At 33.6% G+C, this 8,865-nt stretch carries 3 protein-coding genes; all 3 read right to left on the bottom strand.

Translation table 11 applies throughout. The features are described from left to right. Positions 1-366: 366 nt before the first annotated feature. The gene (locus tag ACN0QX_RS14320; RefSeq protein WP_337900186.1) at positions 367-3,711 is read right to left on the bottom strand and encodes a VCBS repeat-containing protein; all 3,345 of its coding nucleotides are present in this window, start codon (positions 3,709-3,711) and stop codon (positions 367-369) included. Positions 3,712-3,820: 109 nt separating this feature from the next. Next, positions 3,821-5,602, bottom strand: coding sequence for a RagB/SusD family nutrient uptake outer membrane protein (locus ACN0QX_RS14315; RefSeq protein ID WP_337900187.1), 1,782 nt, complete (start codon positions 5,600-5,602; stop codon positions 3,821-3,823). Positions 5,603-5,606: 4 nt separating this feature from the next. Next, entirely contained in the window at positions 5,607-8,807 is a 3,201-nt protein-coding gene (locus tag ACN0QX_RS14310; RefSeq protein ID WP_337900189.1) for a TonB-dependent receptor, read from the bottom strand. Between the last annotated feature and the right edge of the window lie 58 nt (positions 8,808-8,865).

Genomic DNA, 8,865 nt, shown 5'->3' with positions numbered 1-8,865 from the left:
TATCGGGTTGGCTTTTGGAGTAAAAGTGATAGTATTAATATTAGGAGCTGGTGGATTGGCAACAATGTGGGAAGCAGTATTTGCCGATGTTGGGGTAGCATTGTTAGCAATTTTGAATGCTGTAAGATTACAGAAAATGAAATGGGATTAAATATAAAATGAGAGAGAAATTTAACAGAATGTGTTGTTTCTAGAAAAAGGTTTGTAACATTCGTTTAAGTAGTTGTTATACAAATTATATTAGCCTTTTTTTAGATAAAAATAGTTTTAAAGAGCTGAAAATGTTCAAACCTATTGATTTAACTATCGATAACATACTTCAGAAAGGATCTCAAATAGTAGCCTCAGTATTTGAGGGGATTATTGCTAGTCATAATCTCTTGTATACGGTTTATTTTTTTTGAAAACCAATATTTTATTTCTGTTTTGGGAAACAACATATATATAGGTGTTGTCTATAGCACTTTTAATTTTCAGAATATCTTTGGCGTCATTTGGAACAATAAAACCGCTCTTTAAAGGATCTATACTGGAAAATAATGATGTATTGTTAGGATTAAAAACTAAGTTTAACCCTATAAAAGCATCATATTTTCCTACAAAAGTTTCATTGCCGTAATCATTACCTATTAGTAATATATTTTGAGGATTTGAAGCTTCTATTATTTTGTTTATTGGAGCTATTTGGGCTTGTTTGGGTAGTGGGTGTATGGTAAAGTTGAAATTTCCTTTGTTTTCTATATAACAACTTTTATCATAGTTAACTTGTAGCGATATGATATTATCAAGTTCTTCTGGTTTGAACATGGTTTGAAAGTTGGCTTGTCCATATTCCTTATAAAGCTTGAATTTTTTTCTAAAAATTGGGCTTAATTTGGTAAGATCACCCCAAAAGCTAACAGGGTATTGTTCTAATTCACCTTGATTGTTTTTAAAATAGCTAAATAATAAAGGTTCAATACTACCATTATTGTCAAAGTCTTTTGCAATAAGGGTTAAAGGATATGTTTTTGTAGGATGAAAAAAATTGTTCTCTCCAATATTTCCAACAATAAAATCGGTATCGCCATCTAAGTCCATATCACAAGGCATGATGCATTTCCACCATCCTAAATAATCTGCTAATCCTGTGTTTTCTATTTTCTGGAAGCCTTTTGATGTATTCTCGAAAATAGTAATTGGCATATATTCTCCTACCACCACTAAATCTTCAAGATTATCATGGTTAATATCTGTCCATGTAGCATCGGTTATAATTCCTATGTTTTGAAGTTCAGGAGCGTATTCTTTTGTAACATCTGTTAGAATGCCATTTTTGTTCATTAATAAAAAACTATTTTCAGGAAGAGGATAAGCTCCTGGTTTTGTACTTCCACCAATAAAAAGATCAGTATAACCATCCTTATTAAAGTCTATAGCTTTTGCAACTGCGGTATTGATTGTAGTAGAGGATAATCTTGTTGTGTCTACAATAAATTTTCCACGACCATTATTTATCAATATGATATCTTTATATAGGTTTTTTCTCCCATAAAATTCATAGCTGCCAGTAGCCAAATAGATATCCATATCCTCATCATTATCAATATCAAAAACTTCAATAGCTGTCTCTTCATATTTGGTTAATGATTGATCATTATACAATATTTCTTTATTAAAAGTTCCTTTCTCTGTTTGAAAATATATAGTAGGGGAGTAGTTCGCAGCACTCCCGATAATAAAATCTTGAAGTCCATCACCGTTTAAATCGCCACCAGCTAAACATGGTCCATTTTGTGATAATTTATGAGGGAGCGTATACTGTATATTAAAGTCAATTACGTCCTGTTCTTCATGAGTATAATTTATACCTAATTTTTTACTAACCTCGATAAACTGAGGATTTTGTTCATCTTTAGGAACTAAGGGAAATGATAGTTGCTTTTTGTCAGGTATAGAGGCTTCGTTATGTTTAAATGTTAATGTAGTATTGCTTAAAATCATATTTTTTTTCTGGTAGGCACCATCAGGCCAGTATATTTCTATGGCTTTTAAATTTTTATTTTCCCCAAGACCAAAATGAATAATATGATCCATGGACGACATATATCCACGAGTTAAAAAATGTTCATAGTATTGAAAACTATTATCTAATTGCCTTAAAACAATTTTGGCTCCAATTCCTAAACGGTTGGTAATAGATCCTTCTAATTTAACTTTAAGGAAGTTATGATTTCTTGATTTATTAAATGTATTTCTGAAAAGAAAAGCTTTGTCGTTAATATTGTTTACCACGTAATCTAGATCACCATCATTGTCAAGGTCTGCATAAGCAGCACCATTTGAAAAGGATTTTTGGTTAATACCCCATTCCTTACTACTGTCTTTAAATGTCCAATCTCCATTATTTATAAAACTGTAATTAGGAACTTTAATTACTGGGATAGAATCGAGAATTTGTTTAGTACTATAAAAAGGACTAGCGTGTAGCCTAAAATCAGCAAAATCTTTATCGGTAATGTCTCTAGGAAAACCATTAGTTATAAATAAATCCTTGTAACCATTGTTATTTGCATCCATAAATAAAGGTGACCAACTCCAATCGGTTTTAAACATAGTGGCCATAAGTCCAATTTCACTAAAAGGTAAATTACTCCCATTACCTTTATGAATCATGTTTCTGATGTGTTGAGGTTCATAATTCCAACGTTTATCAAGAATATTTACAATGTAATTTTTATCACCAATAGTAGTTTTCATTCTATAATTACTATCGCCTAGCATATCAAGTGTTACAATGTCAAGGTTACCATCATTATCATAATCTGCAATATCACAACCCATAGAGAATTTGCTTTGATGACCTATATATTTTTCTATTTGATTACTGAATGTTCCATCTTGATTGTTTATATATAGAATATCATTAGTAATATAATCATTGGTTACATATATATCTGGCCATGAATCTTTATTGATGTCGGCAACACCAATTCCTAATCCAAATCCCTCAATGAGAATGCCCGCTTCTTTTGTTACGTCGGTAAAAGTATTATTTTGGTTGTTTCTATATAGTTTATCATTGCTTATGGCAGTTCCATCGGTTATTTTTTTTCTGTAACTTGTTGGGGTAAAGTTATTTTGTTCATTGTTAAGCACATATAGATCTAGATAACCATCTTTGTCATAATCAAAAAAAATAGCTCCCATACTATTATCTTTTGAATCAATACCATATGCTTTTGCCATGTCTTTAAATATGGGGACATTATTTTTATCAAGTCCCTGATTAATAAAAAGCTGATTTCGTCTTTTATTGGAATTTTTGTCAATAGCAGCACAGACATATATGTCAATGAGTCCGTCATTATTAATATCTACAGTTGTAACCCCAGTACTCCAGCGGTTTGTACCTTCAATACCAGATGTTTTTGATGCATCTTTAAATTTAAAATTCCCTATATTTAAGTATAGTTTGTTAGCTACTTGATTTCCTGAAAAGAAAATATCAGGGAAGGAATCATTGTTAAAATCGGCAATGGCAACACCTCCGCCATTAAAAATATATTCTTCAGTAAGAATATTAAAGCTATCTGTCTCTTTTATGATATTGTTAAAATCTATTCCGGTTTCATTGGAAGGTATAAGAGAGAATAGTGTTGAGTTTTCTTTTTTACAAGATGATATTAATATTACCGTAATAATTGATATGATTACGAATTTAATTTTCATAAAATTTAGATTTGTAAAAATGTAGATTGGAATTATTCTGAAAATTATTTATTAAAACACCACCTTGAATGCCTTCAAGATGGTGTGTATTAGTAGTTGTATGGTAAGTTTAATAAGCAGGATCCTGTGTTAAAGTTGGTTGCCCTTCTTTATATGATCTATCTATTGCCTGAATAGGAATAGGGTAAAATTCATTTTTATTAGGAGTAAATGATATCCCTTCTAAATAAGTTCTGTATTTGCTTTCACTTTGTAAGTATGAGTTAAGCACTTTAGCAGATATACCCCATCGCTGTAGATCAAAAAATCGATGTCCTTCCATTGCAAATTCTAGTCGACTTTCAAAGCGAACAGCATTTCTAGCAAAATCTTTCCCTTTGTTAGAAAATGTTCCCGTTGGGTAAGGTTTAATATCATAATTAGCTGCAGCTTCTCCTTCAACGATACTAAAGTCGTTTCTATCTTTTCCTTGAATTGCTTTTGGAACAAAACCATTTGGATTAGCCGATCTTTCACGGATTTTATTCACCAATGTTTCAGCTCGATCTAAACTTCCAATCTCCACTTCGCATTCAGCCAGCCATAATAAAATCATTCCATAACGCATAATTCTATAGTTATTAGCAGATAGGTTTGCCCAGCCTCCTATACCAAAAGCTTCAGGCTCTGCTACATGTTTTTTGGAAGAATATGGACCTGCATAAGAAACATCTCTTATAAAATCAAGTTGGTGTAATTTAAAGTCTTTGAATAGAATTCCTGGTCGCCCTAATGTATGATCAATTCTAGGATCAAGAGGTTTAATATATGCTGATAGGCTATCTGTAGTGATTTCAAAACTTACATCTTCATTATTAAAGTTCTCTAGCATAGGAAGTCCATTTTCAGTTTTAAATGAATTAACCAAGTTTTGGGAAGCTTGGTAAAACCCACAACATCCCCACGGATCAGTATAAGGATGGGCTAGACCAACTCCTTGATTTGAAGCCTGATCATTAGAGCTGCTTATTGCATATTGTATTTCAAAAATAGATTCTTGATTATTACGTGTAGCTACCAAAAAATTCTCTTCAAATGTTTGTGCTAGGGAATACCTTTGTAATTCAACAATATCATTTAAAATATCCTTAGCTTCTTGAAGTTTTGCAGTGTTTGGATTTCCTTGTTCATCCCAACCTTGATACATTTTAGCTTTAGCTAGAAAAGCTTTAGCAGCCCACTTTGTAGGTCTTCCCACTTCTCCTTGGGTTTCTGGTAAAATGGCAGCAGCTGCTTCAAAATCGGCTTCAATCATTGGCCAAATTTCTTTATCATTTGGCACTTTTGTACTTTCAATATTATTTCTATCAAAATTAGTTTCATCTATATATGGAGGCATTCGCCACATCTTTCTAGCTTCAAAATGGAAGAAACCACGTAAAAAACGAGCTTCAGCAATAATTTGCTCTTTTCTCTCTTCGCTTATTTCACTATTCTCAAGATTCATTACGCTATTGATAGCATCATTTGTACGTGCTACTCCTTTATATAAACCTCGCCATTTATTAGTAATATGGCCGTTGAAGGTTTGGAAATTATAGGTTTCCAAAAATGATTGTTCAGGTTGATCTCCTGCATCGGTTCCTTTAAGAGCATCGTCTGATGGAATCCCACCAAATACCCAGCTCTGTACATCGTTGTTCCATGCAGATTGACCATCAAGGCCAAGTCCGTTGAGCATTTTGTATGCACTTAGGAGAATTCCTTCAACCCCATCTGCATTAGAGATACTAGAATCGCTAAACTGCCCTTGAGGTTCGTGGGTTAAAAATTCGTCGTTACAGCCAATAAACACTGTTATTATAACAAAGAATATTGTGATAATGAATATATGAGTTTTATTTCTTTTCATGATATTATAAATTTACGTTTAGGCCTAAAATAAATGTTCTCGATACGGGCATATATCCTCCATCAAACCCTAATGTAGCATCGTCTTCTGTACCAACTTGTACTTCTGGATTAAGTCCTGAATATTTTGTAAACGTGTATATATTCTGCGCTTGAAGGTATAGTTGTAATCCAGAAATAGATTTTAAAACAGATTTTGGGAAATTATAAGACAATTGAACACTTTTGAGTCTAAAATAACTTCCGTCTTCAATAAAATAAGAAGAAGGTTGGCTACTTGTCTGGTCATTAGCATCCATAATTGGTACAGTAGCATTAGGATTAGCAGCTACCCATTGTGATTTAGGAGCGCTAGGGTTTGAAGGTTGCCAAGCATCGTTTAAAGCTCTAGAAGATCTATTTCCTTGAAATGTATTAAAATCGGCAAAATAGCGTATGTAGTTATATATATCATTTCCTTGACTCCCGTTTGCGAAAATATTTAGGGTTAAGTTTTTATATGACAAATCTATATTGATTCCGTAGGTAAACTCTGGATGGGGGCTTCCAATAATAGTTCTATCACTATCATTAATGATTCCGTCATTATTAACATCAGCATATTTAAATTTACCCACCGAGTTATATGAGCCATAAGGAGCCCAAGCATCGGCTTCTTGTTGCGATTGAAATATACCTAAGACTTGGTATCCATAAAAAGAGGATACGGGGACTCCTGCTTGGGTTAATGTAACAGCAGCAACTCTAGATGTGTTTCCTAAGAATCGAGTATCTTCACTTTCATCTAATTGATTTACTTCATTGGTATATCTTGAAAAGTTTCCTGTAACATTAAAGCCGAAATCCCCTTTGGTATCTCCGTAACCAAGACTAATATCATAGCCTTCATTGGTCATTTTCCCTACATTAAAGTAAGGTGCTAATGCATCTCCAGCGGTATAGGTAATTGGGGTTTGAAATAGCATATCCGAAGTAACTCTATTCCAAATGTCTAAATTAAATGTAAGTCTGTTATTAAGCATAGAAACATCAACTCCATAGTTGTTGGAAGTTGTAGTTTCCCATTTAGCATTTGGGTTTCCAAAAGCTTGAATATCAAATCCTATAGTAGGACTTGTAGTGCTTCCATCAATAGGATACCCAGCATGTAAAATATCGGATCTATAGGTAGTGTATGCATTGTAGTCTCCTATTTCTTGATTTCCTGTTTGACCCCACCCGTATCGTAATTTCATATCATCTATGAACGGCAGGGCATTTTTAAAGAATTTTTCATCAGAAATACGCCATCCTATACTGAAGGCAGGGAAGAAGGCGCTTCTAGAAGCGGATTGGAATCGGGAAGAAGAATCATTTCGTAAGATTACTTGTACTAAGTATTTTTGATCATAAGCATAATTAAATTTCCCAAAAAGAGAGAATAAACTATAATCATTAAAAACAAATCCATAATTAGTAGCAGTAGTAGCATCTCCTAGATTTAAATAACTTAATACATCGGTGGTTTCAAAAGCAAAACGTTCTCTTCTAGCTCCAAATTCTTCACCAAAAGCACCTATAGCTTCGGTACCTACGTATGCATCTATTTTATGTTTGTCTTTTATGGTAGCACTATATGTTAAAATATTATTCCATATCCATTGGTATTCATAACTATTCCTAGCGGTTGAGCTATTAATAAAATTACCTTCAACATACTCAGGTTGTGGTCTTCCTAATTCTTTTATCCTAGAATTAGTAAAATCTACTCCTAAACTAGTTTTGAATTCTAAGTTTTCTAAAATGTCATAAGAAGCGAAAACATTCCCGAAGGCTCGCAATCTATATCTTCTATTATCTTGGGCTCTACTAAGAACAGCATATGGGTTGAAGTTGTTACCTAAATTAGCTCCTCTGCTTCCTGCAAAATTGCCCATAATATCATAAACAGGTAATAGGGGGTGTTGTTTATAAGAACTAGAAACAGCATTTTGCTCCTCGTTATTCCCAAACCCTCCTTTTCTGTTATCAAAAGAGACGGTGAAATTTTCTCCAATTTTTAACTTTTGATCTAAAGCTCTAAATTCTGTATTTGCTCTAAGAGAAATTCGATCGTATGAGACAAATTTTACTGCTGCTTCCTGAGATACGTATCCGAGACTCATGGCATAACGGGAATTTTCAGTTGCTCCAGATGCGCTTATTTGATGACTTAGAGTTGGTGCAGCTCTTGTAGTAACTTCATCCCACCAGTAAGTATCGGCAGCTCGGGTTATAGGGTATATGTTTCCGGGTTCTAATGCATATAAATTTGGATTTACTCCTGGAGTACCTTCAAAAGTCCCACTTGGAAAAACATAATCTGGAATGGTAACCTCTCCATTAGTTCCAAATTTATATTGTCCATGTGATGGTGTTTTACCTGCATATAAATCGGCTAAGTATAAATATTTACCTAATTCTTTAGCATTTAAGGCATCCACGTCTTCTGATACAGACTGTAAGCCATAAAAAGTTGAATAACTAATCTGAGGTTTCCCTATTTTACCTTTCTTAGTAGTAATGATGATTACGCCATTAGCAGCTCTAGATCCATAAATAGAAGCTGCAGAAGCGTCTTTTAAAACCTGCAGAGTCTCTATGTCATTCGGATTTAAATTTGATTGAGATTTTGATGGAACTCCATCAATTATATATAAAGGATCATTGTTTCCTATAGTACCAAAGCCACGTATCCTAACAGTGGCTTCTCCTCCAGGGGTAGCATCATTTACTATAGAAATTCCAGAAGCCCTTCCTTGTAACTGTTGTGCAAATGTTGTTGCGGGTACAGCTAGTAAGTCTTTGGTCTCAATGGTGGTAACAGCACCAGTAACCTCTCTTTTCGACTGAGATCCGTATCCTGTTACAATAACTTCATCTAAGGAGGTCGCATCTTCAACAAGAGTGATATCAATTTTGGTTCTGCCTTTTAGCACTATTTCTTGTTGTCTAAAACCAATGAAGCTATATATAAGCACAGCCTCTTCTTCGGTTTCTATAGAATAGCTACCATTAAAATCTGTTTGGGTTCCAACACTGGTACCTTTTACTATAATATTTGCTCCTGGTAAGGGCACCCCTTGCGAGTCGTATACAGCACCAGAAACAGTAACTTGTGCAAGTATCATTTGTGAGCAAAGGATACAAGTTAAAAACAATAGTTTTTGTAGAAAAAGTTTACTCATAATAGAAGAGTTTGTTAATAATTAGTTGTTTTTCTTTTAATAAAAGAGGTTAAATTTC

It is taken from the genome of Bizionia sp., assembly GCF_048259285.1.
GTDB lineage: Bacteria > Bacteroidota > Bacteroidia > Flavobacteriales > Flavobacteriaceae > Algorimicrobium > Algorimicrobium hallyeonense.
The sequence above is the reverse complement of the archived record's forward strand: the minus strand, read 5'-3'. Positions and strand labels throughout refer to the sequence as shown.

Bases quoted from the DNA above. Each gene is read 5' to 3' on its own strand.
- ACN0QX_RS14320 (WP_337900186.1), bottom strand. From the start codon at position 3,711: ATGAAAATTAAATTCGTAATCATATCAATTATTACGGTAATATTAATA.
- ACN0QX_RS14315 (WP_337900187.1), bottom strand. From the start codon at position 5,602: ATGAAAAGAAATAAAACTCATATATTCATTATCACAATATTCTTTGTT.
- ACN0QX_RS14310 (WP_337900189.1), bottom strand. From the start codon at position 8,807: ATGAGTAAACTTTTTCTACAAAAACTATTGTTTTTAACTTGTATCCTT.